The 24,099-nt window shown below is 68.0% G+C and carries 29 protein-coding genes; 17 read left to right on the top strand and 12 right to left on the bottom strand.

Annotated elements, in window-relative coordinates; all coding sequences use genetic code 11:
* The first annotated feature begins 135 nt into the window (after positions 1-135).
* The 4 genes from GQS65_RS21320 to GQS65_RS02075 all read left to right on the top strand — a co-directional run bounded on the left by GQS65_RS21320 (position 136) and on the right by GQS65_RS02075 (position 3,163).
* Positions 136-288: a hypothetical protein gene (locus GQS65_RS21320; protein ID WP_199268387.1), complete on the top strand. Its 153-nt coding sequence runs from the start codon at positions 136-138 to the stop codon at positions 286-288.
* Positions 289-375: 87 nt separating this feature from the next.
* Complete coding sequence (locus GQS65_RS02085; RefSeq protein WP_158203016.1) at positions 376-1,497, top strand: pyridoxal phosphate-dependent aminotransferase; 1,122 nt, start codon at positions 376-378, stop codon at positions 1,495-1,497.
* Between the two features lie 70 nt (positions 1,498-1,567).
* Complete coding sequence (locus GQS65_RS02080) at positions 1,568-1,945, top strand: hypothetical protein (RefSeq protein WP_368279763.1); 378 nt, start codon at positions 1,568-1,570, stop codon at positions 1,943-1,945.
* A gap of 363 nt (positions 1,946-2,308) precedes the next feature.
* Positions 2,309-3,163: a UbiA family prenyltransferase gene (locus tag GQS65_RS02075; protein ID WP_158203015.1), complete on the top strand. Its 855-nt coding sequence runs from the start codon at positions 2,309-2,311 to the stop codon at positions 3,161-3,163.
* 68 nt (positions 3,164-3,231) lie between these two features.
* Here the strand turns inward: GQS65_RS02075 and GQS65_RS21550 are convergent, their stop codons facing one another.
* Positions 3,232-3,393: a hypothetical protein gene (locus GQS65_RS21550; protein ID WP_233264992.1), complete on the bottom strand. Its 162-nt coding sequence runs from the start codon at positions 3,391-3,393 to the stop codon at positions 3,232-3,234.
* Between the two features lie 163 nt (positions 3,394-3,556).
* Here GQS65_RS21550 and GQS65_RS02070 point away from each other — a divergent pair, with 163 nt between their 5' ends.
* A complete protein-coding gene (locus GQS65_RS02070) occupies positions 3,557-4,321 on the top strand; it encodes a methyltransferase domain-containing protein (protein ID WP_368279762.1) in 765 nt (254 codons plus the stop codon).
* Positions 4,322-4,334: 13 nt separating this feature from the next.
* Here GQS65_RS02070 and GQS65_RS02065 read toward each other — a convergent pair whose 3' ends face one another.
* Together GQS65_RS02065 and GQS65_RS02060 are read right to left on the bottom strand one after the other, a co-directional pair.
* A complete protein-coding gene (locus GQS65_RS02065) occupies positions 4,335-4,727 on the bottom strand; it encodes a histone acetyltransferase (protein ID WP_158203013.1) in 393 nt (130 codons plus the stop codon).
* A 7-nt stretch (positions 4,728-4,734) separates the two neighbouring features.
* Entirely contained in the window at positions 4,735-5,916 is a 1,182-nt protein-coding gene (locus tag GQS65_RS02060) for a redox-regulated ATPase YchF (protein ID WP_158203012.1), read from the bottom strand.
* Between the two features lie 119 nt (positions 5,917-6,035).
* Here GQS65_RS02060 and GQS65_RS02055 point away from each other — a divergent pair, with 119 nt between their 5' ends.
* Together GQS65_RS02055 and GQS65_RS02050 are read left to right on the top strand one after the other, a co-directional pair.
* The gene (locus tag GQS65_RS02055; RefSeq protein WP_158203011.1) at positions 6,036-7,223 is read left to right on the top strand and encodes a S8 family peptidase; all 1,188 of its coding nucleotides are present in this window, start codon (positions 6,036-6,038) and stop codon (positions 7,221-7,223) included.
* Positions 7,224-7,357: 134 nt separating this feature from the next.
* A complete protein-coding gene (locus GQS65_RS02050) occupies positions 7,358-8,434 on the top strand; it encodes a phosphotransferase family protein (RefSeq protein ID WP_233264982.1) in 1,077 nt (358 codons plus the stop codon).
* Between the two features lie 21 nt (positions 8,435-8,455).
* Here GQS65_RS02050 and GQS65_RS02045 read toward each other — a convergent pair whose 3' ends face one another.
* Positions 8,456-8,659: a hypothetical protein gene (locus GQS65_RS02045; RefSeq protein WP_158203010.1), complete on the bottom strand. Its 204-nt coding sequence runs from the start codon at positions 8,657-8,659 to the stop codon at positions 8,456-8,458.
* 41 nt (positions 8,660-8,700) lie between these two features.
* Positions 8,701-9,612: a polymer-forming cytoskeletal protein gene (locus GQS65_RS02040; RefSeq protein WP_368279761.1), complete on the bottom strand. Its 912-nt coding sequence runs from the start codon at positions 9,610-9,612 to the stop codon at positions 8,701-8,703.
* Positions 9,613-9,744: 132 nt separating this feature from the next.
* On the opposite strand from GQS65_RS02040, the gene GQS65_RS02035 reads away from it, so the two are divergent.
* Positions 9,745-9,942, top strand: a complete 198-nt coding sequence (locus tag GQS65_RS02035) for a DUF5800 family protein (RefSeq protein ID WP_158203009.1) — start codon at positions 9,745-9,747, stop codon at positions 9,940-9,942.
* Positions 9,943-10,012: 70 nt separating this feature from the next.
* Positions 10,013-10,159, top strand: a complete 147-nt coding sequence (locus GQS65_RS21315; RefSeq protein WP_199268386.1) for a hypothetical protein — start codon at positions 10,013-10,015, stop codon at positions 10,157-10,159.
* A 43-nt stretch (positions 10,160-10,202) separates the two neighbouring features.
* Here the strand turns inward: GQS65_RS21315 and GQS65_RS02030 are convergent, their stop codons facing one another.
* Together GQS65_RS02030 and GQS65_RS02025 are read right to left on the bottom strand one after the other, a co-directional pair.
* Positions 10,203-10,493, bottom strand: coding sequence for a C2H2-type zinc finger protein (locus GQS65_RS02030; protein WP_199268385.1), 291 nt, complete (start codon positions 10,491-10,493; stop codon positions 10,203-10,205).
* Positions 10,490-11,908: a hypothetical protein gene (locus GQS65_RS02025; RefSeq protein WP_233264981.1), complete on the bottom strand. Its 1,419-nt coding sequence runs from the start codon at positions 11,906-11,908 to the stop codon at positions 10,490-10,492. The genes GQS65_RS02030 and GQS65_RS02025 overlap by 4 nt, the downstream gene beginning before the upstream one ends.
* A 94-nt stretch (positions 11,909-12,002) precedes the next feature.
* Here GQS65_RS02025 and GQS65_RS02020 point away from each other — a divergent pair, with 94 nt between their 5' ends.
* Positions 12,003-12,863, top strand: a complete 861-nt coding sequence (locus GQS65_RS02020) for a cytochrome c oxidase subunit 3 (RefSeq protein ID WP_158203008.1) — start codon at positions 12,003-12,005, stop codon at positions 12,861-12,863.
* A gap of 841 nt (positions 12,864-13,704) precedes the next feature.
* Here the strand turns inward: GQS65_RS02020 and GQS65_RS02015 are convergent.
* Positions 13,705-14,565, bottom strand: coding sequence for a cytochrome c oxidase subunit II (locus GQS65_RS02015; RefSeq protein WP_158203007.1), 861 nt, complete (start codon positions 14,563-14,565; stop codon positions 13,705-13,707).
* A gap of 114 nt (positions 14,566-14,679) precedes the next feature.
* On the opposite strand from GQS65_RS02015, the gene GQS65_RS02010 reads away from it, so the two are divergent.
* From GQS65_RS02010 to GQS65_RS02000, 3 genes are read left to right on the top strand one after another with little or no spacing between them, the layout of a single operon-like run.
* On the top strand, positions 14,680-16,095 hold the full coding sequence (locus GQS65_RS02010; RefSeq protein WP_368279760.1) for a heme o synthase: 1,416 nt from the start codon (positions 14,680-14,682) through the stop codon (positions 16,093-16,095).
* 18 nt (positions 16,096-16,113) lie between these two features.
* The gene (locus GQS65_RS02005) at positions 16,114-16,827 is read left to right on the top strand and encodes a DUF7546 family protein (RefSeq protein WP_158203006.1); all 714 of its coding nucleotides are present in this window, start codon (positions 16,114-16,116) and stop codon (positions 16,825-16,827) included.
* Complete coding sequence (locus tag GQS65_RS02000; protein WP_158203005.1) at positions 16,824-17,060, top strand: SelT/SelW/SelH family protein; 237 nt, start codon at positions 16,824-16,826, stop codon at positions 17,058-17,060. Before GQS65_RS02005 ends, GQS65_RS02000 begins: the two co-directional genes overlap by 4 nt.
* Positions 17,061-17,076: 16 nt before the next feature.
* Here the strand turns inward: GQS65_RS02000 and GQS65_RS01995 are convergent, their stop codons facing one another.
* Positions 17,077-17,685, bottom strand: a complete 609-nt coding sequence (locus tag GQS65_RS01995) for a class I SAM-dependent methyltransferase (protein WP_158203004.1) — start codon at positions 17,683-17,685, stop codon at positions 17,077-17,079.
* 114 nt (positions 17,686-17,799) lie between these two features.
* Here GQS65_RS01995 and GQS65_RS01990 point away from each other — a divergent pair, with 114 nt between their 5' ends.
* Entirely contained in the window at positions 17,800-18,735 is a 936-nt protein-coding gene (locus GQS65_RS01990) for an ABC transporter ATP-binding protein (RefSeq protein ID WP_158203003.1), read from the top strand.
* On the top strand, positions 18,732-19,520 hold the full coding sequence (locus tag GQS65_RS01985) for an ABC transporter permease (protein WP_368279759.1): 789 nt from the start codon (positions 18,732-18,734) through the stop codon (positions 19,518-19,520). The genes GQS65_RS01990 and GQS65_RS01985 overlap by 4 nt, the downstream gene beginning before the upstream one ends.
* Positions 19,521-19,802: 282 nt before the next feature.
* Here the strand turns inward: GQS65_RS01985 and GQS65_RS01980 are convergent, their stop codons facing one another.
* On the bottom strand, positions 19,803-20,876 hold the full coding sequence (locus tag GQS65_RS01980; protein ID WP_158203002.1) for a hypothetical protein: 1,074 nt from the start codon (positions 20,874-20,876) through the stop codon (positions 19,803-19,805).
* Positions 20,877-21,310: 434 nt separating this feature from the next.
* Between GQS65_RS01980 and GQS65_RS21545 the strand changes: the two genes are divergently transcribed.
* Together GQS65_RS21545 and GQS65_RS01970 are read left to right on the top strand one after the other, a co-directional pair.
* Positions 21,311-21,499, top strand: coding sequence for a hypothetical protein (locus GQS65_RS21545; protein ID WP_233264980.1), 189 nt, complete (start codon positions 21,311-21,313; stop codon positions 21,497-21,499).
* 94 nt (positions 21,500-21,593) lie between these two features.
* Positions 21,594-21,791, top strand: coding sequence for a DUF4177 domain-containing protein (locus GQS65_RS01970; RefSeq protein ID WP_158203112.1), 198 nt, complete (start codon positions 21,594-21,596; stop codon positions 21,789-21,791).
* 387 nt (positions 21,792-22,178) lie between these two features.
* On the opposite strand, the gene GQS65_RS01965 is transcribed toward GQS65_RS01970, so the two are convergent.
* Both GQS65_RS01965 and GQS65_RS01960 read right to left on the bottom strand, forming a co-directional pair.
* Entirely contained in the window at positions 22,179-23,240 is a 1,062-nt protein-coding gene (locus tag GQS65_RS01965) for a S1C family serine protease (RefSeq protein WP_158203000.1), read from the bottom strand.
* 129 nt (positions 23,241-23,369) lie between these two features.
* Entirely contained in the window at positions 23,370-24,065 is a 696-nt protein-coding gene (locus tag GQS65_RS01960; RefSeq protein WP_158202999.1) for a DUF420 domain-containing protein, read from the bottom strand.
* Positions 24,066-24,099: the final 34 nt, after the last annotated feature.

Below are 24,099 nucleotides of genomic sequence, written 5' to 3'. Positions count from 1 at the left end.
CAGTCACGGACGGTTCCGGGGCCGAGACCCGTACCGCGCGACACGCCCGTCCGTGAGCGGTGGTGGTGTCGCCTGTCCGCGAGCGACCCGCAGCCGGGGCGACAGGTTCTCCCCTCTGCGGGCGAACCCACTGCCATGAGCGAACCCGACGACGCGGTCAGAGAGTACCTCCGGAAGGTCGACGGCGTGTTCCACGAGTACGAGCAGGGGTACATGGACGCCGACGCCGCGATGGACGCGATGGAACTGTACGTCGGCGAACTCCGCGAGGAGACCGACCTGGAGTAGCGACACGGCCACCGTGTCGACGCGTGACCGGCGTCCGAGTGACGCCGGTCCTCAACCTTCATGTCACGGCCCCACCCGGTAGTGGGTATGACGACGTTCTCCAATCGGGTCGAGCAGGTCTCCATCAGCGGCATCCGGAAGGTGTTCGAGGCGGCGGGCGAGGACGCCATCAACCTCGGCCTCGGACAGCCGGACTTCCCGACGCCCGAACACGCCCGCGAGGCGGCCGTCGAGGCCATCCGATCGGGGGAGGCCGACGCCTACACCTCCAACAAGGGGACCCGCGAGTTGCGCGAAGCCATCGCCGCGAAACACGACCGGACGAACGGCTTCTCGGTCCACCCGCGGGACGTCATCGCCACCGCCGGCGGGAGCGAGGCGCTCCACATCGCGCTGGAGGCCCACGTCGACCCCGGTGAGGAGGTCGTCTTCCCGGACCCCGGCTTCGTCTCCTACGACGCGCTGACCCGCATCGCCGGTGGGACGCCGACCCCGGTCGAACTCCGCGAGGACCTGACGATGGACCCCGCCGCCGTCGAGGACGCCATCACCGACGACACCGCCGCGTTCGTCGTCAACTCGCCGTCGAACCCCACCGGCGCGGTCCAGTCCGAGGCCGACATGCGCGAGTTCGCCCGTATCGCCGACGAACACGACGTGCTGTGCATCAGCGACGAGGTGTACGAGCAGTTGGTGTTCGAGGGCGAGCACCACTCACCGATGGCGTTCGCCGAGACCGACAACGTCGTCGTCGTCAACGCCTGCTCGAAGACCTACTCGATGACCGGGTGGCGACTCGGCTGGGTGACCGCCAGCGAACGCCGTATCGAGCGGATGCTCCGTGTCCACCAGTACGTCCAGGCGTGTGCGTCCGCGCCCGCACAGTTCGCCGCCGAGGCTGCGCTCTCCGGCCCGCAGGGCGTCGTCGAGGAGATGCGCGCGGCGTTCGAGGAGCGCCGGAACGTCCTGCTCGACGGGCTGAACGACATGGGGTTGGAGACACCCACGCCGGCGGGTGCGTTCTACGCGATGCCACGCGTCCCCGATGGCTGGTGTGACGCCGTCATCGACCGTGGCGTCGTCGTCGTTCCCGGCGAGGCGTTCGGTGCCGGGGGTACGGGGCACGCCCGCATCTCCTACGCCGTCAACGTCGAGACGCTGAAAGAGGCGCTCGACGTGATGGCCGACGCGACGGCGAGCGTCGAGTGACGCCCCCGTAGCCGCGACCACCGATGGCTGTAGCCGACGAATCCAAGCCCGTCGAACCCGTACTCGCCGTGTGGACTCACTCGCACCGTCGAACGTCCCGCTGTACGCGAGCGACCAGGAGCGAGCGCGCGTCTGGTCGCGCTGTGCCGAGCGTGGACTCCCCGTCGTCGCCGTCCGCATCGGCGAACGCGGGTTCGTCGTCCGCTACGACCTGGGCGTCGTCGACAAGCACCTGACGAGTACGGCGCTCCAGCGCCTCCGCCAGCAGGTGCTGGCGTTCCACGACCGTTCGCCGGGGGTCGACGCCCGCTCGCAGGTCGAACGGGTCGGCGGCGAGACCGGCCCCATCGCCGGGGAACTCCACGCCGACACCGAACGGACGGCCAGACGGCTCGCCTCGCACGTCGCCGACACCGTCCTCGACACGTCGAACTGGCGACGCGACTGACCGACCCCGACGCGTTGGCCCTCGCCCGACGTCACGACCGGCCGTCGAGCACTGGCGTTCGTGCCAACGCGAGCCGACCTCACAAGCCCCCTGAGAACTCCTGTACCCCACTCGCCCGGTGGAGACGCAGACGGCAGTGTTCGACCGCGTGAAACCGGTCTCGAACCGTCTCCCTGACGTTCGGTCGGGCCTCACGACTCGACTCGGGACGAGTCCGTTCTGTCGCTCACAGGCCTCGGCCGTCGTCCCGAACTCGGTCGCGCCGACGAGGGAAGACGGCGGCACGGCCGGGACCGGTCCTCGGCGTTCGGCCTTCCTGTTTCGCCGTCGATGTTTATGTGGCGGGGCGACCCGAGTGTGTGTATGGCTATCGCTCGTCACGGTTCGGGTGTCGGTGCGGACGTGCGAGCACTGGCGTCACAGGTCCATCCCGTGTTCATGCTCCCGCCGGTCGCCGCAAGCGCGTTCGGAGCCGTGCTCGCCCGTTCGTTCGACCCGGCCGTCGCGCTGCTGTACGCCGTCGTCGTGTTCAGCGCGCTGTTCGTCGCCCACGTCAAGGACGGCTACGTGGACTTCCACGGCCGCGGCGAGGACGACGACCACCCGCTGACCGCACGTGGCTGCCGACTCGCCCTGGCCGGTGCGTCGACGGTGTTCTTCCTCGGTCTGGTCCCCATCTACCTCGCGGCGGGACCGGTCGCCGTCGCGCTCACCCTTCCGGGGTGGCTCATCGGCTACCACCACGCGCCACGACTCGACATGCACCCGGTGACGGCGACGACGGGCTACCCCGCCGGCATCGGGTTCGCGCTCCTCGGCGGCTACTACGTGCAGGCGGAGGCGCTCTCGACGACCGTCGTCGCGTTCGCCGTCGTGTTCGTTACCGTCCTCTCGGGCATCAAGGTCATCGACGACGCGAAGGACTACGAGTACGACCGCTCCATCTCGAAGCGGACCGTCGCGGTCGTCCTCGGTCGTGAACGGGCACGGACCGCCGCGTACGCGCTGATGGCGACGGGGATGGTCGTCGTCACCGCACTCGCGGTGTCGACGTCCGTGTTCCCGACGAGTAGCGTCCTCGCCGTCGGCGTGTTCGTCGCCGTCGCGTCGCTCACTCGCCGGATGGACGCCCGGACGACGACGGCCGTGTTGATTCGTGGGTCGTACCTGTTCCTCGCGGCGCTGGTCGTCGCCGTCTGGTTCGAGCCGTTACGGTGACCGGTCGTCGGGGCGGCGGGTGGAGGACTCGAAGGCGGCGTCAGCGGTCGGACGGTAGAGAAGAGCGCTCACCGATGGTTCGTTGGCTCGTGACAGCACCGAAGTTCGGCGACCAGAAGACCGATGCGGTCGTGGAAGTACCGGGCGTCGTCGCTACCGATACGGTTGGACTCGCGGAGTTCCTCGACGACGAGGTGTAGCGCCCGTTCGGTGTCGGTCAGTTCGGTCATCGGTGATGCTCTGTGTGCATCGTTTGCACACGACTCGGTGGAGGGGGTGCCCGAGCAAAAGGGTATTTCAAACTCGGACCAGAGACTCACCCGAATTTCCCTCCGCAGCGTCGACAGTCGGTCGAAGGACACCTTCATTTCGACCGGACGAGGACCCCCGGTCGTGACCGACTGGTGTGAAGACCGGGAGGCGCTCGCCGAGCAGTACGACGACGCCTCGAACCTCGACGCACGTATCGCCCTCCACGAGCGGTTCTCGACGGCCGAGCGAGACCTCAAGCCCTGGCTGTTCGACCAGTTCGACTGCCCCGACTCGCCGCGAATCCTCACCCTCGGCGGCGGCCCGGGGGACGTCTGGGCCGACGTCGGTGTGCCCGGCGACTGGACCGTCGTCCACACCGACGCCTCGTCGGGGATGGTCGAGGAGGCACGCGACGCGGTCGACGCCCAGTTCGCCGTCGCCGACGCCGCGTCACTGCCGTTCGCGAGCGACTCGTTCGACGCCGTCACGGCGAACTTCGTGCTGTATCATATCGCGGAACGGCGGCGGACCTTCCGCGAGATTCGGCGCGTCCTCCGCCCCGGCGGGACGCTCCACGCCGCGACGAGTGGCGAAGCCCACCTTCGTGAACTCTACGAGAGAGTAGAAGCGGTCCACGAGGGGGTCGTCCCCCGAATCGAGGGCTTCCGGTTGGAGAACGGGCGCGAGCAACTCACGGCCGTCTTCGACCGCGTCGAGTGCCGTCGTCACGAGGACGCACTCGCGGTCACCGACGTGGACGTGCTGGTCGGCTACGCACTCTCGCGGGAGGAGTTCGACGAGTCGGACGCGCCGGCGCTCCGCGAGGCGTTCGAGGAGGGGTTCGAGGACGGCGTCTTCCGGGTTCGGAAGGACGCGGGCGTGTTCGTCGCCCACGTCGCCGAGTGACGGCGCGTGGTCGTCAGCCGTCGCCGAGTCGCTCGGCCGCCCGCTGGCATCGGTCGACCCACACCCGCTCGAACGTGGTGGCGTTCACGACCCGCCCGAACAGGTCTCGAACCTGAGTGACGTCCTCCTCGTGACACCACCCGACGCACTCGGCGTAGAGCGCCCTCGGCAGGTCGTCGGTGTCCTCGTGAACGTGGAGACTCTCAGCACCCGCGAACACAGCGAGGAAGGCCCGTGTGTGACCGTCGGTCAGCGTCCAGTTGCCGTCGATGCGAACGACAGGAACCGAGTCGTACTCGGGGTCGTCGAAGTCGAACCACTCGGTCGCCAGTGCCAGTTTCCGACCGTTCAGGTAGAGCTGTGAGGGTCGAACGTCCTCGGCCGGGAGCCTGAACGGTCCGGGCATCGCCGGGTCAGGCGGCCGTCGAGACGATCTTGACGACGTCGCCCTCCTCCAGTTCGTGGTCCTCGCCGATGCGTCGGTTCTCTCGGGCGTCGACGGCGTGGAGGTAGCCCTCGCCGATGTCGGAGTGGACCGCGAACGCGAGGTCCTTCGGGGTCGAACCCCGCGCGAGGAGGAACGCGTCGGGGAGGACGTTCTCCTGTCCGTCCGTCCACTTCGACTCGTTCTGGACGGGGTAGGCGGTGAAGTGGTCGAGGAAGTCGTAGACCGCGGTGTCGAGAGCGGTCTGGACGCCCGTGCCGCCCCACTCGTCCATCACGCCGCGAATCCGTTCGAGGCCGCGTTCCTGTTTCTCCGAGAGGTCGCCCGTGATCTCGAACTCCTCGTCGCCGGGGTCGTAGTCGACGGCACCCGCCTTCGCGGCCTGTCTCAGCGCGAGTTCGCCCTCGGCGGTGGCGGGGACGACGACGTCCGCGGCCTCGTGGAGGCGTTCGAGGTTCTCCTGTGGAGCGACGTCGGCCTTGTTGGCGACGACGATGATGGGTTTCGAGCGTGCCCGCAGGTCACGAGCGAGGCGTTCCTGGTCCTCCTCGTCCCACTGGATGGGGTCGGCGGGGTACTCGACGCTCCGTAGCGTGGCGGCGACGTCGTGTTCGCTCGCGCCGATACCGGTGAGGAGGTCCGTCAGGGCGTCCTCCAGCGAGAAGTCCGGCGAGCGTGACTGTCGCTCGACGGACTCCCAGTTGCGCGAGACGATACCCGCCAGCCAGAGGTCCATCTCCTCCTCGACGAAGTCGACGTCCTCGACGGGGTCGTAGCTGCCCACCTCGACCGGTTCACCTTCGGCGTTCGTCCCGCCGGAGGCGTCGACGACGTTGCAGATGACGTCGGCGTTCGACAGGGCGTCGAGGAACTGGTTGCCGAGGCCACGCCCCTCGTGTGCGCCGGGGACGAGTCCGGCCACGTCGAGCAGTTCGACGGGGACGTAGCGCTTGCCGTTCCGACAGTTCTCGTTGCCACAGCGGTCCTCGCGGGCGAGACAGGGGCAGTCCGTGCGGACGTAGCTCACTCCCCGGTTCGGGTCGATGGTGGTGAACGGGTAGTTGCCGACGTCGACGTCCGCGAGCGTCGCCGCCCGGTAGAACGTGGACTTGCCGGCGTTGGGCTTGCCCGCGAGCGCGACAGAGAGCATATCACACCCACCGCGAGGGCGGAGGTGTGCCTTTCGGTCGCCGGAATCCGAACGTACTTATTTCCTCGTTTGACTGACCCTAGATTTATTATCGGGTGTTACTTGTGATTGTCTGTTCCATGTCTCGGAATAACAAGACGCGGCGCAGCGTACTCAAGGGAATCGGCGCGGGTGCGGCCGGGACGGCACTCCTCGGCACGGCGAGCGCACAGGCCGCCGAGAAAGGTGACTTCGTCGTGGGCGTGACCGACGGGAAGGCCAAGGGCCTGGTGAAACAGCAGGCCAACAGCGTCAAACACGAACTCGACTTCGGGGCGCAGGGCGAGGCCGTCGCCGGGAACTTCCCGGAGCAGGCGCTGAAGGGGCTCCGGAACAACCCGAACGTGAAGTATATCGAACCGGACGGGAAGATGCACGCCATCGCCCAGTCGACGCCGTGGGGCGTCGACCGGGTCGACGCCGAAGTCGCACAGGCCAACGGGTCGACGGGCGACGGCATCGACGTCGCCATCGTCGACACCGGCATCGACTCGGACCACCCCGACCTCCAGGCGAACCTCGGGGAGGGCGTCGCCATCACCGCGTGTGGCGACGGCGGGTTCACCTGCTTCTTCGGCGGGAACTCCAACTCCTGTAACGAACCGTGGGACGACGACAACGACCACGGAACCCACTGTGCCGGGACCGCCAACGCGGTGAACAACAGCGAGGGCGTCGTCGGCGTCTCCACCGAGGCGACGCTCCACGCGGTGAAGGTACTCGACTGTGCGGGTTCGGGAGCGTTCTCCGACATCGCCGCCGGCATCGAGGCCGTCGCGGACAAGGGCTGGGACGTCGCCAGCATGAGTCTCGGGGCGTCCTCCGGGTCGCAGGCGGTGAAAGACGCCTGTCAGTACGCCGCCGACAACGGCGTCTTCCTCGTCGCCGCGGCCGGCAACTCCGGGGAGTGTACCGACTGCGTGGGCTTCCCGGCCGCCTACGACACCGTCATGGCCGTCTCCTCGACCAACAGCAACGACGGCCTGTCGAGTTTCTCCTCGACCGGTCCGGAGGTCGAAATCGCCGCCCCCGGAAGCAACATCAACTCCACCGTTCCCGGTGGCTACGCCGAGTTCTCCGGGACGTCGATGGCCTGCCCGCACGTCGCCGGTGCGGCCGGGCAACTGCTCGCCGACGGCTACGGCCCCGGCGAGGCACGCTCCCGGTTGAAGAGCACCGCCGAGGACATCGGCCTGGCCGAGAACGAGAGCGGTTCCGGCCTGCTCGACGTGGCCGCCGCCCTCGGCTACGACTCCTCGGACGACTGAGTCCGCCCCTCGCATCGGTGGGCCCCGTCTCCTCCGCTCGCTACCCGCCGAGCGTCTCGCTCGGTCGACGGCGAACTCACGGGTGGTAACACGCCTACGACACGCTTACCACGCCCGTGACCGAGCGTGTCGCCATGACGAACGAGTCGACTTCGTCGGACACCGTCGACGACGACGCGGTCCGCGGGATGGTCGGCGAACTCGAACCGACGTGGACCGTCGAGTCCATCGAGCGAAGCGAACACGGCACCGACTTCGTCGGCCTCCTGACGGTCGATACCGGCGACGAGCGACGGCGTGTCGTCCTGAAGGCGACGACGGCGGGCCTCGTCGATCCGGCGGTCGCCCGCTCCGAACCGCGACTGCTCGACCTCGTCGACCGAGAGACGGCGATTCCCGTCCCGAGTGTGGTCGGATACCGTGACGACCACGGGACGTACCCCGCGCCGTTCACCCTGATGGAGTACGTCGACGGCGAGAACCTGGAGAACCGGGCTGGGTCGCTCGCCCCCGCGGCCCGTGACCGAATCGTCCGCGATGCGGGGGCGAACCTCGCCAGACTGCACGCGCTCGGTCCGCTTCCCGCGTACGGCCGTGTCGGCGTCGAGGACGGCGAGTTGACGGTGCTCGACACCGACGATCACTCCCACCGGGAGGACTTCCGCGAGAAACTGCTCGCCGACACGGAGGAGACGCTCGACTCGCTCACCGACGGCGGGTTCTTCCCGGAACTCGCGGACGACCCCGAACGGTTCGCCGACCTCGTCCCCGACGCCCGTGCGTTCGTCCGCGAGGCGGTTCCGGCGCTCCCCGAAGCGGACCCCCCGACGTACAACCACTGGGACTACCGGTACGGAAACCTGCTGGTCGACCCCGAGACGGGCGAGACGCGGGCCGTCCTCGACTGGGCGAACCTCTCGGCGGCCGATCCGGCGTACAACCTGGCGAAAGTCGAGACGCGACTCCTCTCGCCCGAGGACGACGGCGAGACACGCACCGCCGACCTCCGCGAGACGTTCCGGTCGGCCTACCGACGAGAACGGCCCTCGTGGACGTTCGACGACGCGACCCTCGAACGGATGGCGCTGTACCGCCTCACCGACCGACTGGACGCGATGGCGTGTCTCCCACTGTGGTACCAAGACGCATCACCGAAGGAGCGTGACGACGTCGCGGCCGACCACCGCGCGTTCGTCCACGAGTTCTTCTGAGCGGCGTCGGAGGCGGCCTGTTCACTGTCGGGCGGTCAGTTCCTCGCCGCTGGCGCGAACCCGCTCGCCGGTGTCGACGAACTCGACGACGTAGGTCCGGTAGTCCGCCAGCGGGTGGGAGACGGCCAGCACGTCGACGACCGAACAGACCGCACCGTGGCGCGGGTGGTTCGGACGCTCGAAGGTGACGCGCTGGCCGATACGGAACCGCTGATCTGGAGCCATGGTGGGTCGAAGGCGGTGGTCGGCGAAGTGACCGTGGCCGGTCACTCGATTTCGCGGGCGAACTCGCGGACGATGGACATCTCGCCGCGGGCGCGAATCGCGCCGTCGACGGCGGCGTCGTCGTGGAGCGAGAGGTCCTCGCAGGCGACGTCGCCCAGCACCTCCGCGCCGGGCGCGATGCGGACGGTGCCTTTCCGGGTCGTCACGTCGCCGTGAATCCGGGTTCCTTCGCCGACGGTGATGTCGCCCTTCGCGCGGAGACTGCCGAAGACGTTGTTGTCCTCACCGACGTCGAGCGAGGCGGCCCGGAGGTTGCCGTGGATGCGACAGTCGTCGCCGACGAACGCGGGCGTCGAGACCCGCCACGCGTCGTCGGAGACGCTCGCCCCACGCGGAATCACGAGCGGAGCGGGACCGGTCGGCGCGTCCGCGTCGTCGACGTCCGCGTCGCTCTCCTCACCCTCGGATTCGTCGCCCTCGTCGTCGCTCAGTAGTTCGTTCGCGGCGTCCTGGGCGGCCTCCTCCTCGCCGATGCGGAGGAGATGCGAGAGGTAGACGAAGAAGAACGTGATGGTCGGCATCGGGTTCCGGATGACGATCCAGCCGTTGGCTTCGAAGCCGCGTTCGATGTCGACGTCGTCGCCGATGTCGAGGTCACCCGAGACCATCAACTGCCCGCCGATGTGGGTCCGCTCGCCGATGTAGGCGTCCTCGCCGACGAGGACGTTCCCGGCGACGTCACACCACATGTCGAGTCGGCAGTCGGCTTCGGCCTCGATGTCGCCGCCGAAGGTGACGCGCTCGCCGGCGACGACCCCCCGACCGCGAACCCCGAACTCGACGGTGGACTGTCCCCCGACGACCACGTCTCCCGCCGTCACCAGGTCGCGCTCCTCGACGGTCGTCCCGTCGGGAACGGCGAGTCTGTCCAGCGGGTCGGAACGGAGCGGCACGGCTACCCCTTGCCGTCTCCCATAATAAACCCACGGCGAGCGTCTGACGGACGGCAGACGCCTGTTCGAGGTCGTGAGAGTCCGGGTTCCGAGGAACGGTGAGGTTTTGTAAGCCGGATGCACAGGGGAGGTATGACGGTTCTGTCGTTCGACGAGTCGGGCGTCGACGTCGTCTACGAAGGTACCGAGTTCCGACTGGAGAAGTCCCTCGTCGAGGAGGCCATCGGCAAGTCCTACCCCGACGTCACCGACCACGAGGTGCTGAACATCGTCGAGAAGGACTCACAGCCGACGGGTGAGCCCCGACGTATCGGCGACATCGTCCGCTGAATCGGTCACCGGGTCGTCCCGTGGCTCCGGGCAACGATACACCTTTGAGCCGAGGCGCGCAGGGTCGGATATGGAACTGCCCGCACGCTTCGCCGAGTACGAACACCCGACCTGGCTCACGGCCGTCGCGACGGCACTCAGCTACGGCCTCATCCTCGTGGCGATGACCGTCGTCCTGTTCGTCCTGCCGTATCTCGTCTTCCGGGGACTGGGCTGAGACCGTCGTCGCTCCACCCGGTCACGGGCGGTCCAGTCGTCTCTCACAGCAGGAGGTTGACCACCGCCCACAGCATGAGGAAGCCGAAGTACGTGAACACGAGCGCGAGCAGCGCCTTCAGTCGAAACTGGCGCAGCGCCGCTTCCTCCTCCTCGCGGGCCGTCTCGAAGGCCGCGCGGCGCTCGGCGTCCAGCGGTTCGTCGTGGTCGACGCCGTAGTGGAGCGCGAGGTACGCCTCGCGGGCGAACGGCCGGCCACAGTGCGCACAGACGAACGGGCCGGCCTCGGGCACCGCGACCGCATCGTTCGCCGTCGGCTCGGCACTCCCGCTCACAGGTACGGCACCTCGATTGCCGGCTGAGAGACGATGAGCAGACTCGTCATCGTGTAGAGCACCATCACCGCCGTGAGTGCGTACTGACTGCGGATAGCCTGGACGCGACTCGGGAACAGTTCGAACGCCGCGGTGTGGGCGACCCAGATGGCGAGGACGTGACCCACCAGCACGAACGTCAGGCCGACGCCGCCGAACCACGACGGCAGGACGAGTTCGAGCGGCGGCGGTGGCGAGAACGGGTTCGACAGTGCGCCCAACAGCGCCGGCGACAGCGAGAGGAAGTAGCCGAGGTAGTGCGCGACGTGGTAGCCCGCGGCGATGGCGAGCAGCGACGGCGCGAACCGGCGGGCAACCTCGTCGGTCGTGAGCAGGGAGTCGGCGGCGCGCTTGCCGGAGCGGGCCGCCAGTCGGTACGCGCCGTAGAACAGCACGAAGCCGACGACGAGCGCGAGCGGGTAGAGCAGCGGTGCGGGGACGCCCGCCTCGACGAGCGGCGTGACGACACCGCGCCACGTCGGGGTGGCGACGAACCCGTCGTAGGTCGTCACCCACAGCAGGGCGACGACGAACGCCACGTCACTACGCCCCGAGAGCCACGACGCCTCGGAGAGGGCCATCCCCGGTACGCGGGCGCGAACACGCCCGTCCTCGACCGTCAACGGTGCGACACGCCCGTAGGCGGCGAACACACGCGAGACCGGGTCGACACGCGAGAACCACGTCTCGGTGCCGAAGACGGCCGCTCCGGCGACCGTGAACACGGTGTACGCGAGGACGACCGCTCCCAGCAGCGTCGGGTCGTCGGCGACCGGACTCACCACCTCCAGCCAGACGAGCGCCAGGAGGAGGCCGACGCTCGGCCACGACCCGACGCGCTCGGGGAGCGAGCGGTCGAGCGACGGGAGGACGGACGCGACGGTGCGCCACGGGTTGAGCACGGGCCAGGTGTCGCCCACGAGGTACGTCGTCATCGAGAACCCGGCCCACCAGCCGACCCAGACGACGAGCACCGCGAGGTTCCGGAGTGGCTGTGTCAGCCCGAGCGGGTCCGCGAACAGCCCGGTGACGAGGACGCCGACCAGCCCGACGACGCCCCCGATTCGGCCGATGACGACGAGCGGGCGGACGGGCGACCCGAGGCCACGCTCGCTGTCGTGGACCGCTCGGAGGAACGACCGGTCGGTGACGAAACTCGCCAGGAGGAACGACGCGCCGACGGCCCCGCCACCGGTCATGAGGACGAGCCACTGGGGGACCGAGAGGTCCTGTCTGGAGCCACCGAGCGACCCGCTGTGGGCGAGTGCGGTGCCGACGAACAGCGCGCACGCGACACCGAGCACGACGGCGAGCGCGAGGAGGCGACGCGGCGGGAGTACGCGCGGAGCGCGTTCGGGCGAGGCCAACCGGTCCATACGGTCGAGTACGGCCAGCGCCGTGGTGTCGCTTTCGTCTCGCGCCGCCGGCGTTTTGAGAGGGCTTTTGTCCCTCCGCTCGGTAACGATTCCTATGGCGACTGAAGAATCGGACGACCACGGCGGACACGGTCACCACCTGCCCGCCGTCGAGGACTGGCCTCGCGGTTTCGGCGAGGCGAGCTGGTGGCCGTTCGTCACGGCCATCGGTGGCGCAGGCTTCTACATCGGTGCTGCCCTGTTCCTCCTCGGTACCGGTGACGAACCACTGATCGGCTCGCTGGTCGGGCCGTCGGTGTTCGTCGCCTCCACGGTCGTCTTCCTCGTCGGGTTGTACGGATGGCTCTACCACGCGTTCATCGTCAACTTCTGGGAGGGCGACGCCTCCGAACACGGCTCCTCCAGACTCCGGATGGCGATGATACTGTTTCTCGGGACCGAAGTGGCGACGTTCGGGGCCGGGTTCATCTACTACTTCTTCGTCCGCGCCGGCGCGTGGAGCACGGAGGGGTTCCCCCACCTCGTCGGCTCGCTCGTCCTCATCAACACGGCACTGCTCGTGGCGAGTTCGTTCACGCTCCACTACGCACACGTCGCGCTGTTGAACGACGACCGCAAGCGGTTCATCGGCCTGCTCGGGACGACACTCCTCCTGGGAATCGTCTTCATCGGCGGCCAGATCTACGAGTACTACGAGTTCATCGTCCACGAGAACTTCACCATCACGCAGGGCGTGTTCGGGTCGGCGTTCTACGGCCTGACGGGCCTCCACGGCCTGCACGTCACGCTCGGTGCGGTGCTCATCGGCATCGTCTTCATCCGCGCGCTGTTCGGCCAGTACTCCTCGGAGCGTCACACCTCCGTCTCGACCGTCTCGATGTACTGGCACTTCGTGGACGTCGTCTGGATCTTCCTCGTCGTCGTGCTCTACGTCGGCGCGGTGTTCACCATCTGAGACGGCCACGAGTTCTCTCGACGTCTCCGACCCACCAGCGCCGCCGCCGTCTCGCGGCCGCCGTCACGCGCTCCGCTCGTGGACGGAGCGACGTTCGACCGCCTGCACCCGGCCGACGACGTCGGGCACTCGACCGACGTGAGGGCGACGGCGGACCGTCCGACCCGAACGGACAGTCGCGTGACGCCGACGAGGCGGCGACACGAGACCCGAGACGTGCCGGTCACTCCGTGGAGTCACGCACCCCGAACACTGACGAGGACGAGCGGCGCGGTAGCTACCGGGTGAGAGCGCCAGTCGTCGGAAGACGGCCGTCCGTCGGCACTCGGGGCGGGTCGACGTGACGACGGCACGCTCGTGGACGAGGGGGCGTCCCGACCGGTCCGACGGAGCGCCGGCTCGGCGGGTGACGGTGTGCGCCCGTTCGTGCGACGGTTCGTTCTCCCCACGTGCCGTCGGCTCGAAACCCGTCGACCGCATCGTGTGTCGACGCCGAGTGGGTGGGCGCGGAGCCACTCGGCGAGCGCGACGGCATCGCGGGCGACGATACCGTCGCGGTCACACGACGTCCGAGCGGAGCGGTGTCGGTGCCAGCGTCACCTGCTCCGACCGACGCGGTACGGGCGTACCGATGGAATCGCCCTCCGCCGTGGTGTCTCGACGGGTCGACTCGACCGAACCCCGTCACCACGACACAGCTAGCGACACCATCGTGCCACGACAACAGTGTACACGAACAAAAATGTTTCGATAGTGAGTAGTCTCGCCAGTGGGATGTTCAGTAATCCGAGCAGTGGCTCCGGTGAGCGTCGTGGTCGGAGAAAGACGACGAGACCGCTCGTCAGGCCGTGACGAGCGACGCCGACGCGTTGCCGGAGGCGTTGCCCGAACCGTTACCGCTCGCGTTGCCCCCGCTGCCGCCGGAGCTACCGTTCTCTTCGAGGTACTGCTGGTACTCCTCCTGGCTCACGACGCGGACCTCACCGAGCATGTTGGAGTGGCCGACACCGCAGTACTCGGCGCAGTAGAGCTGGTAGGTACCCTCCTCGGTGACCCTGGTGGCGATGGTGTTGTACTGACCGGGGAAGGCGTCCTGTTTCAGCCCCAGTGCGGGGATGTGGACGGCGTGGAGCCAGTCCTTCGAGGTGACGTGGAGGTAGACCTTCTCGTTGGCGGGTATCACCAGCGTCCCGGACGCGGAGACGTTCTCCCCGCCGGCGTTCTGGTGGTTGAACTGCCAGGCGTACTTGAATGCCTTCACCTCGATCTGCGTCGCGTCGGGGCTGTCGGCGGCGGGCGGCGACGCGCCGGGGTAGTCGTAGCTCAACTCCATGAGGTCGCCCGACTGGCCGTTGTCGTCGACGGTGGCCGTCGCGCCGCCGATGAACTCGCTGCCGAGCACCTGGTAGGAGGCCAGACCGACGAACAGCAGGATGATAGCCGTGGCGATGGTCCAGGTGATCTCGAGACGGCGGTTCTCCTGGGTCGGTTTCGGGTCGTCGTTGTCTCGGAACCGATAGACGGTGTAGATGAGGATTCCCTCGACGAGCACCGTGATGGGAACTGCGACGTAGAGCAGTTTCCGGTTGAGCCCGAAGATGAGTTCCTCGTTGACTGACGTCTGGGCGGCGACCGGGTCCGCGATGAGGACGAGCGCGAACAGGCCGGTCAGCACACCCAGTACTCGTCGCGCCTGTTGCATGAACTGCGCTTAGCCGCTTCGACGTAAATACCTGCTGACTGCGGCCTCGTAACGACCGATCGGCTCCGGAAAACGGGGGGTCTAAGTGCGAACGCATCCGACGGTATCACAACCGTGTCCCGCCCTCGTTTCACCTCCCTGCTCGCGGCGACGCTCGTCGGCGTCTACCTGCTGGTGGTGGTGGGCGCGACCGCCTCACTCGCCGACGCCGTCGCCGCCTGTGGCACCTGGCCGACGTGTTCGGGGCCCCTCACCGACCCGCAGGTCGCCGTTGCGACGGGCCACCGACTCGTCGCCGTCGTCGTCGGCCTGCTCGGGTTGACGACGGCCGTCGTCGGTTGGTCGGCTGCTACGACCCGCGTCCGCCTCGCCCTGCTGGTCGCCGGCGTCGCGTACCCCCTCCAGGCCGGCGTCGGCGCGTCCGTCGCGCTCGAAGGTGCACCGCGTGCCCTCGCGGGCACCCACCTCCTCGTCGGGACGGTCATCTTCACCGCGCTGGCGCTCGCGCTCGCCTGGCAACTCGAAGCCGAGACCGGAACCGACGACCGACCCGACGGGTCGCTCGACACACCCGACCCTGCGCTCGACGAGACGCCGGTCGACCGACCGACCGCGCCGCTCGCGGCCGACGTCGGGCCGGTGGCGCGTGCCAAGCGCGTCGGCTGGGCGTACTTCCAGTTGATGAAGCCACGGCTGATGTGGCTCCTCTGTCTCGTCGCCTCGGCGGGGATGGCGCTCGCCGCGGGACCCGACCTCTCCCTGGACACCATCGTGTTCACGCTGCTCGGCGGTGTCCTCTCTATCGGTGCGAGCGGGACGTTCAACCACGTCCTCGAACGCGACGTCGACAAGAGGATGCAGCGGACCAGCGACCGCCCGCTGGCGACCCACGAGGTGCCGGTCCGCAACGCGCTGGCGTTCGCGGCGGTGTTGACCGTGCTCTCGCTGGTCGCGTTCCTCCAGGTGAACGTGCTGGTGGCGACGCTGGGCTTCGTGGCCATCCTCTTCTACAGCGTCGTCTACACGCTCGTCCTCAAACCCAACACCGTCCAGAACACCGTCATCGGCGGCGCGGCCGGGGCGCTCCCGGCGCTCATCGGCTACGTCGCCGTCACCGGGTGGGTCGGTATCGACGGCCTCGGGAGCCTCCTGCCGGGCCTCGTCCTCGCGGGCGTCATCTTCCTCTGGACGCCGGCGCACTTCTACAACCTCGCGCTGGCGTACAAGGACGACTACGCCCGCGGCGGCTTCCCGATGATGCCCGTCGTCCGCGGTGAGACGGTCACCCGGAAACACATCCTCTGGTATCTCGCGGCGACGCTCATCGCGGCGACGGCACTGACCGCGCAGACGGGACTCGGCTGGCTCTACGCCGCCGCGACGGTCGTCTTCGGCGGCGTGTTCCTCTGGGCGGTCGTCAGGCTCCACCGCGAGCAGACCGAGTCCGCCGCGTTCCGGGCGTTCCACGCCTCGAACGCCTACCTCGGGACGGTCCTGATAGCGGTTCTCGTCGACGCCAGCGTCGTCTGAACGCCCCGACATCACCAGATGAGCACCGCACACCCCCTCGAACGGTTCGTCCCACGACGCGAGACCATCGCCTACGGGACGTTCCTCGTCGTCGCCGAACTCCTCTTGCTGGCGACGTACTTCGACACGACGGGCATCGCACCGACCGGTGCGCGGACGAACATCTACCTCTACCCGTTCGTCTGGATCAACGTCGCCGTCTGGGGCGTCGTTCGGGCACGGATTCCCGACGCCCCCGCCCGAAGGCGGGCGCTCGCGGCGCTCGTCGCCGTCGGCTACCTCCTCGTGCTGGGGTACGCCGGTGGGCTCTACGCCGTCGGGCCGACACGGTTCACCCTCGGCGTGGACGTGCGCTTCTGGACGCTCCCGCCGGGGTGGTCCCCGGCCGTCCTCTACACGGGCGAGTGGCTGACGGTCGCGCTCGTCCCGTTCCGCGTCGTCGGCTACGTGGCGCTTGCGTATCTCGTCTACGGCGTCGTCCTCGACGCGACGGGCGGGGCCGGCGGCGCGGCGGCGGGCGTTCTCGGCCTGTTCTCCTGTGTCTCGTGTACGCTCCCGGTGCTCGCGGGCGTCGTCAGCAGCTTCGTCGGCGGCGGTGGCGTGCTCGTCGCGGCGACCAACGGGCTGACCTACGGCGCGTCGACGGCGGTGTTCGTCGTCAGCGTCGCCCTGCTCGTCTGGCGGCCGACGGCGGCAGACGTTTCACGCCTCCGGGCGTGGCTCCGACGATGACAGCCGTCGAAATCGAGTACTGCGTCCCCTGTGGCTTCCTCGAACGCGCCGAACAGATACAGCACGCCGTCCTGAGCAGTCTCGGCGAACGCATCGACCGCGCCGCACTCGTGACGGGCGACCACGGCATCCTCGAAGTCCGCGTGGATGGGACCGTCGTCTACGAGAAAGAGCGCGACGAGTTCGACGTCGACGCCATCGTCCGAGCCGTGCGCGACGAGACGTTCGCGTAGCGACCCCGTCCCACGTTCAGCCCTCGTTTCGTGCGAGGAGCATCGGGAACGGCCCGCCGTGCTCGTCCTCGGGCGACCAGACCGACTCGACGACGAAGCCGGCGTCGGTCACCAGTTCGCGGGTGACCGCGGGAGCGGGGTACGACCACTCCATGCGGGTTCCGGTCTCCAGCCAGTCGTCGTTCGCGCCGGTCCACGCCTGGTCGCCCGTGTTGAACAGCATCCAGCCGTCCGGTCGGACGACACGTGCGAACTCCGAGAACACCGTCGCGTGCTCCTCGGTGGGGACGTGGATGACGGCGAACAGCGACGTGAGCGCGTCGAAGGAGTCGTCCGCGAACGGGAGGTGGGTCATGTCGCCGGCGACGTGTTCGTCGCCACGGCCCGCCTCGGCCGCCAGTCGAAGCTGTTCACGGGAGAAGTCCAGTCCGACCGCCCGGTGGCGCTCGGCGAGGCCTTCGAGCGCGACACGGCCACCCCCACAGCCAGCGTCGAGGACGCGAGAATCGGGGTCGAGTCGGTCGAGGAGCGTTCGGAGGACGTCCGCCCCGGCCGTCCCACGGTCCGCGTCGTAGTCGGCGGCGATATCGTCGTACGCGTCCCTGACGCGGCGGCGTTGGCCCATGTGCGTGCTGACCGAGCGACTCGCAAAGCGCTTGGGGTAGTGTGTCACGAACTCACGAACGGGCCGACGGGAGAACCCGGAACCCTTAGGCGCGAACCGACCGCAACTCGAACCATGGCAATCGTCGCCGAGAACGTCCGTCGGGAGTACGGCGACACCGTCGCGCTCGACGGCGTCTCGCTCACCGTCGACGACGGGGAGGTGTACGCGCTCATCGGTCCCAACGGCGCGGGGAAGACGACGCTCGTCCGTGCGCTGCTGGGGACCACGGACTACGAGGGCCGCGTCGACCTGTTCGGCGGCGACCCGCGCACCGCCGACCCACAGCGCGTCGGTCTCCTCCCACAGTCGTTCTCGCCGCCCGAACGGCTCACCGCCCGCGAACTGGTCGACTACTACGGCGGCCTCTACGACGACGCTCGCCCCACGGACGACGTACTGGCGGACGTCGGCATGACCGACGACGCCGACACGTGGTACGAGAACCTCTCGGGGGGCCAGCGACGGCGCACCTGCGTCGCTATCGCGCTGGTCAACGACCCCGACCTGCTCGTCCTCGACGAACCGACGACGGCCATCGACCCGGCCGGTCGGCGCGCGCTCTGGGAGTTACTGGAGTCGCTGGTCGCGGGCGGCACCACCGTCGTCCTGACGACGCACTCGATGCCCGAAGCCGAACGCCTCGCGGACCGGGTGGGCCTGCTCGCCGGCGGCGAACTCGTCGCGGAGGGGACCCCCCGCGAACTCGTCGAGGCCTACGGCGGCCAGTCCCGACTCGTCGTCGAGACGGAGGGCGGTGTGGCCGACGCGGCCGCGAGCGCCGTCGAGGAGGCGGGCTACCGCGTCGCCACGACGGCACGAGGCGTCGTCGTCCGCGACGCCATGCCCGACGACATCGGCACTATCGTCGACGCCCTCGCCGAGGCGGACGTGTCGTACCACGCCCTGCGTTGGGAACGACCGGACCTCGAATCGGTGTACCTCGCGCTGACGGGCACGGGCGTCACCGAGACGGGTGAAGCGGTCGAACGCGAGGAGGCCGCCGCGTGAGCCTGACTCGCCGGGTCGGGTCGGAGACGACGGCCGCCGCACGGGGATTCTTGCGTCGCCGGACGGCCGTCTTCTTCACGTTCTTCTTCCCGGTCATCATCATCCTCATCTTCGGCGCGCTGGTCCAGACCAACCCGACCGGTGGCGGCCTGTTCGCCGAACCGCCGGTCTACTACCTGCCGGCGTACCTCGCCGTCGTCGTGCTGTTCACACCGCTGTCGCGGGTGGGAAGCGAGGTGGCACGCCACCGCGAGGGCAACCGCTTCGAGAAACTGGCGACCACCCCCCTCGCTCGCTGGGAGTGGCTGCTCGCCCAGACGCTCGTCAACGTCGCCATCATCGGTGGGGCCGCCATCCTCATCTTCGTCCTCGTCGTCTTCGTGACGGGCGCGGAGATAGCCGTCGGGCCACAGTTGTTCGCACTCGTCCCGTTCGTCGCGCTCGCGGTGGCGCTGTTCTGTGGCGTCGGTGCGATTCTCGGGCGGGTCGCGGACTCCCAGGACGGCGTCATCGCCGCCTCGAACGGCATCGCCATCCCGCTGCTCTTCCTCTCGGAGACGTTCGTCGCCCCCGACCAACTCCCCGACTGGTTCCTCCCGGCGTTGAACCTCTCGCCGCTGACGTACTTCTCGCGGGGCGTCCGGGCGGTGACGACGCCACGGGCGACGATTCAGGTCGAGGGTGCGACGGGCGTCGCACCGTGGCTACTGAACCTCGGCGTGCTGGCGGTGCTCGCGGTGGTGTTCTTCGTCCTCGGCGCGTTCGCGCTGCCGCGGACGGACTGAGTCGGACGGACCGGCGGCCACTACCGACGTGCTGACCGGACGGTGCCACCGACGGACCCGGTACACGAGCGCGAACGGCCGGAATCGGCTACTGCCTCGTCTGCCGGCGTCGTCAGACAGAGAGCGTGGGTCTATCGGTACGACTCAGACACCCATCATGAACTCCGACTCAATGCGCACCGTTCCTCTCCAATTCGACACTGTCGGAAAAGAGCGACCACAGCACGCAATCGATGAGTAGCGATGAACCGCCCGTTGCCTCTCCTCCTGAAAACGGTTGGTTCAGCGCTGGGAGTCTCGGAGGATGAACGGTCCGATAGCGAGGGTCCGCTTGGCGATGGTCGCCACCCGCGCGATGTACGAGATGAGCAACAGGAAGGGGAGCGTCGTGATGGCGAACGCTCCGGACGTCACCCAGATGAGGTTCGGCACGCCGAGCGTCCCACCGGCCAGTGCCGTCCCGCCGACGTACGTCGTCATGAACCCGGCGGTGATGAGCGCCGGGACGGAGAGATAGAGGATGTTCTGTGAGAGACTGATGAGTTCCCACTCGAAATACAGCGTTTTGATGTGTTCGCGTGCGGGACCGAACATCGACAGCACCGTCTTCAGATCGTCGAAAATCCTCCGCGTCTCTTCTGTGAGGGTGTCGCTGTAGTCGTCGGCGATGCGCTCGATCTGGAAGATTTTCCAGCCGTAGTTGTAGTCCAGTGCCGCCGAGACGACCGTATAGGACCCGAACTTCCGCCCTTCGAGTTTGTCGGAGGCAGCCTCTGCGTTGCCGATGAGGCTGTCCGTGAACTCGCCGACTTCCCCACGGAGGTCCTCACTGTCGCTGTTCTGGACCGATTCGCGCAGGTCTTCGGCGTAGTCTTTGCTCTCCAAGATGAGCGCCCGGAGGAACGCCGACGGGTCGGCGGGCGTCGGCGTTCCGGTGAGTTCCTTCGTGTACTCTCGGAAGTCCATCGTGTCACTCATCCGCTGGCGCTGGTCGCCGAGCGGCCCGTTCTCCTGTGAGATGACGATCTGCGTGATGGTCAACACGAGCGTGACACCGGTGATGATGGCGCTGATCATCGTCGAAAACACCGTCTCGACGGTGTCGGCAGTCTGAGCGTCCGTGAGGTAGTACTGGTAGAAGAACGTCCCGCCAAAGACGAACACACCGAAGATGAGCATCGCCAACAGCCCTGCGACGACGATGCGGTGGCCGTCGAGGGTCAGCCAGACCTTGAACTTCGTCTCGCCGCTTCGCTCGCGCATCGTGTTCGCCGTTCCGATGTCGTCGACGCTCGACGCATCGAGGTTCGGGTCCTCCTCACGGGTGTCGATAGTCTCCGAGGAGTCGTCGCTCATCGCTGTGAGTCCTTCAGTTGGTGTCTATCGGTCAGCGAGAGGCCCTCGAAGAGAGGCACCGTCCGCTCACGAGCAGCGCGTTTCATGTAGTGACTCCGCCGACTCGTGGTACACACTTGAGGGCTCTGTTCCCCCTCTATCCCGCCGCATTCGGGCTGTTTCACTACTGAACCCCGGGTCGAAGCCGGCCGTGGAGTAATAAGGGTCGCTTGCGGACGGAGGAGTAGATGAATACGACCCGGAGAGGCGCAGTCGCCCTACTCGCTGTTGTCGGTCTCGTCGTTACGAGCGGCTGTCTCACCGTCTATCCGTCTGTTACCGTAGAGTCCAACGACTCGGCCACGTTTCGAAACGTCGAGACAGGCAGCGAGTGGGGAACCTCGTCGGTCCAAGCGACCATCACGTTCGCTCCGTCGGCGACGACGACGGACGGCGTGAGTCGAGTGAACGTCATCACCGAAAGCGGTGGGTCGTTCTACTCGACCGAAGTCGACACCGGACAGACCAGTGTCTCACTCCCGCTCCCGACTGGAACCCCAGTGACGCTGTACGCGGTCAACACCGTCAACGGGAGTGTCGTTGCGACTCAGAACGTGACGGTCAGCGGGGACACCTACCCGTGACGATGCCGTCGTTCGTAATCGACGACCGGGTACCCTCGGTAACCAGCAGTAATCGGGAGTGGTATCATCGCCGGCGGAGTATCTCCCGTTCCACATGAGCCACCACACCGACGACCACTGGGAGTACGAGACGCTACGAGTCCCTCGTGGCGAGACGAAAAAGGAGTCCGCGGACCCGAAAGTCGAAATCAACGAACTGGCCGCCGAGGGCTGGCGGCTGGTCGAGACGGTCGATTACACCGGCGGCGGAACGAAGTTTCTCATCTTCGAGCGGTCGACTGAACCACAGTAGCGGCCTGACCGGGCGCTGTATGGCCCGCCCGATTCGATGCCAGCGGTGATAGACACGCGCCACCAGTCTGACAGCTGAACCACTGCGAATCAGCGTGAAAGGGAACTGTTCGCGTCGATTGCCGGTGTTGTTAGACAGAGCGCGTGGGTCTAACGGTCGGAGTGAACGGGAGCAATCGATTACTCCACGGTGACGGTCGCCTCTCGTTCGCCCCCTGACCATCGGAGGTCGAGCGTCATCTCCTCGCCGGGACGTCCCGTTACCGTCGTCGAGGACGTCCACGACTCGCTCTGTTCTGACATAACAGTCGGGAGAGACGTCAGGAACTGGCGTAGCGGTGTTCTCGTTTCGACCGACCGGTTTCGAGACGAGCGAATCGAGGCGGCCTCAGCGAACCGGGACGTTCGTCCCGCGGCGACGGGAGTCACCGTCACCGCGTGGGTCGCGGCCACCCCGACGACGCCCACGGCCGCGCTGGTCGCCACGCTCGCCCGGCATCGGTCGTTCGCCGAGTCGGACACGCTCCTCGATGCGCGCTCCGCGCCGGAGCAGTTCGAGCGTCACCTGATCGCCCGGTCGCGTCTCCAGCAGGAGGTAGCGCATCAACTGCTCGTGGGCGTCGACGGGGTCGCCGTCGATGCTGACGACGACGTCGCCGCCGGCGGGCACGTCGTGGTCCCTGACGCGTCGGGTCCCACGACACCCACGGAGGACGCCGCTGGCCGGCCCGTCGGCCACGTCGACGACGAGGACGCCGCGGGGCCGCTCCAGGCGGTTGGCCTGTGCGACGCTCGGCGAGACGTCGAGGGTCCGGACTCCGAGGTACGGGTGGCGGTACTCGCCGTCGACGACGAGCGACGGGACGACGCGTGCGGCGACTTCGGCGCTGACGGCGAAGCCGATGTTGTCGCCGCCACGGGCGCGGTTGATGCCGACGACCCGGCCGTCGAGGGCGACGAGCGGTCCCCCGGAGTTGCCGGGGTTGATGGGCGCGTCCGTCTGGACGGTGTCGGGGATGACGAACCCCGACCGAGTGACCATCGACCGCGACGCGCCGCTGACGACGCCGACCGACAGCGACCCGTCGAGACCCATCGGGTTGCCGAGGGCGGCGACGTGCGTTCCGGGGACCGGGTTCTCGTCGGCGAAGACGAGCGGTTCGACCGCGTCGGGCAGGTCGGGGACGCGGACGACGGCGAGGTCGGTGGAGGCGTCGCTCCCGACTACCTCGCCGACGCGCCACCGGCCGTCGGCGAAGCGCACGTCGACCTCCGTCTCGCGGCCGACGACGTGCTGGTTCGTCACGACCACCCACTCGCCGTCGGCCGTCTCGTGGACGAACCCCGACCCCGAACCGCCGGGTCGCCGGCCGTTGCCCGCGATGTAGATGGAGACGACCGACGGGATGGTCGTTCGATACAACTGCTGGTAGGTTGACTCCTCGCTCATGGTGGGCCACCGCGTCGAACACGCCGCCCGCGGCGGACTAACCGGAGGTAAGCGAACGCCGACGATAACGGGCGTGCGATTCGGTGACACGCACGCACTGCCGTCGGGAAGGACAGGTCGCCGGCCGGACTACTCGTCGGCGCTCTCGTCGTCTCGGGCCGACGCACGACGGGCGCGGTAGGCGGGGACGGCGAGCAACAGGAGCATCGCCTCCTCGCCGCGCGGCACCCACGAGTAGACGTGGTTGAGCATGACGTAGGTGACGACGCCGAGGAAGAGGCTCAGCGACCACGACGCGACGGCGATGCGTCCGACCCGCGCGTGGGCGGTGTTCCGGAGTTCCTGCGGGGTGTGCGAGAGGCCGAGGACGATGGCGTAGAGCACGACGGGGACTGCGACGACGCTCAGCAGGATGTGGATGGCGAGCATGCCGAGGTAGAGCGGTTCGATGACCCCCGCGTAGCCCGCGAGGAACTGGCCCTCCCGAATCACGAACGACTTCTCGAAGCCCCCGCCCACCTTCCAGAGGTAGAGGACGAGGAACGCACAGATGAGTGTGAACGCGGTCAGCATCGCCACACGGTGTCTCCGGACGTCGCCCCGCCGGATGAGATACCAGCCGACGAGTAAGGCAGTGAGCGCTAGCGAGTTGACGACGGCGATGAGGTCCGAGAACAGGATGACGGTCTCACGCGAGAGTTCCGGGAACAGCGGGATGACGTCCGCGAACGCGCCGAGGACGAGCGCGTAGCCCACGACGGAGAGCACCGCCGTAATCGCACGGGGATGCTCCTTGAGGACGCTCCCGGAGGAGGCAGTGGCCATACCCACTCTCCGTGCGCCGGGTGTATGGCCGCTT

The organism is Halomarina oriensis (assembly GCF_009791395.1).
GTDB lineage: Archaea > Halobacteriota > Halobacteria > Halobacteriales > Haloarculaceae > Halomarina > Halomarina oriensis.
This window is presented reverse-complemented; position numbering and strand designations above follow the sequence as displayed.